Origin of the sequence: Cellulomonas sp., assembly GCF_017744555.1 — a bacterium.
Classification (GTDB): Bacteria; Actinomycetota; Actinomycetes; order Actinomycetales; family Cellulomonadaceae; genus Cellulomonas.
On the sequence record NZ_JAGIBD010000101.1, the window covers coordinates 1 to 1543 of the forward strand.

The 1543-nt window shown below is 77.3% G+C and carries 2 protein-coding genes; one reads left to right on the forward strand and one right to left on the reverse strand.

From position 1 onward, the window contains the following. Nucleotides 1-48 precede the first annotated feature (48 nt). Complete coding sequence (locus J7523_RS20350) at nt 49-1278, reverse strand: hypothetical protein (protein ID WP_291890611.1); 1230 nt, start codon at nt 1276-1278, stop codon at nt 49-51. A gap of 68 nt (nt 1279-1346) precedes the next feature. On the opposite strand from J7523_RS20350, the gene J7523_RS20355 reads away from it, so the two are divergent. Next, nucleotides 1347-1543 (forward strand): PadR family transcriptional regulator (locus J7523_RS20355; protein WP_291890613.1); only part of this gene is annotated, 197 nt, incomplete at its 3' end.

A 1543-nucleotide genomic window follows, 5' to 3' on the forward strand; every position in this document is an offset into this window, starting at 1 on the left:
CGCCCGCTCTGACCCGGGCCGTCGACGTCCGCCGTCCGCCCTCCCCCGTCAGTCCTCCCACCGCCACGTCTGCAGCGCTTCCTCGAGCACCCCGAGCGCCGCGGTCTCGTCCGGCGCGTAGGTCAGCAGCCACCGCCACGTGCGCCCGCGGCGGTCGAGCCGGGCCTCGGTGCGCGCGAGCCCCGCGACCTGGAGGGTGCGCGTCGCGACGACGCCCGCCGGGGTGGCGCGCTCGCGCACGGGGCCGGCGGGCGTGACCCGTGGCCCCCAGGCGGTGCGCTCGGGCTGCTCGAGCGTGGTGCGCGCGTCGCGTCCCGGATCGGCGTCGGACACGGTGACGACGAGCGACGACGTCGGGCTGAGACGCAGGTAGGCGGCGGTCCACGCGTCGTCGGGGCACGGCACGTCGGCCGCGACGAGCTCGGCCGGTGCCGCAGGTGCGCGGCACGAGGCGGCGAGCGCGAGGTCGGGCGTACGGATCGCGAGGCGTCCCGGTGCGGCGGCGGCCGGGCCGCGGGGCGCGGGTGGCGCACCCTCGGGGGTGAGCCACCGCCACGACGCGAGCACCGCGTCGGCGAGCCCGTCGACGCTGGTGTCGTCGGCGGTGCGCAGCACGCCGACGGCGAACGCCCACCCGTCGCGGTCCACGTGGGTGTCCGTCACGTGCCGCGTCCCGACGGCGAACGTGTGGCGCCACGCCGGGCCGGCGGCAGTCATCGCGTGGACGACGTCGCCGACCGCGGCCCGTCGCTCGCCCAGAGCGCGCGCCTGGGCGGGTCGGTCACGAGCGCCCGCGAGCACGCCGCCCTGCTCGACGGCCCCGACCCGACCGAGCACGACGACGAGCAGCGCGCGGTGCGCCCCCAGGAGGACCGTGGCCGGCTGGCACCGGCCGTGGGCGTCCGCAGCACGCGCGGGTACCGAGTGCCACGGCACACGGACCCGGAACCCGGGCGCGCCGGCTGACGAGGCGGGGTGCACCACCTCGAACCGCAACGCGGTGGGGTCGGCGCCGGCCGGGAGCGGTGGCGGCGCCAGTGCGGCTGCGGCCGGCAGCCCGATGAGCGGCACCATCTCGCGGGCGCGGGACACCGCTCGCGCACGCTCGTCGGGCGGCAGGTCCGGGTCGAGGAGCGCGATCATGCGTCGCCGCATGCGCCAGCGTGCGACGGGTCCCCACGGGAGCTCCCAGACGACGAGGGCGACGAGGGCGACGAGCAGGAGGACGGCGGCGGGGAGCAGCAGGTCGCGCACCCTCCTGGCGTCGGCAGCCGGCACGCCGTACTTCAGTGTCCGACCACACCCACTAGTTTGCATCACCAGATAGCAGGCCTTACCGTGAACGCGTGACCAGCGACCGCGACCCCCAGCTCCTCAAGGGCGTGCTGCCCATGCTCACGCTCGCCGCGCTCACGCACGACGAGTCCTACGGCTACGAGCTCGTCGCGGCCCTGCGCGCGGCCGGCCTCGCCGAGCTGTCGACCGGGACGCTCTACCCCGTGCTGACGCGCCTCGAGCGCGACGGCCTCGTGACGTCCCGGCT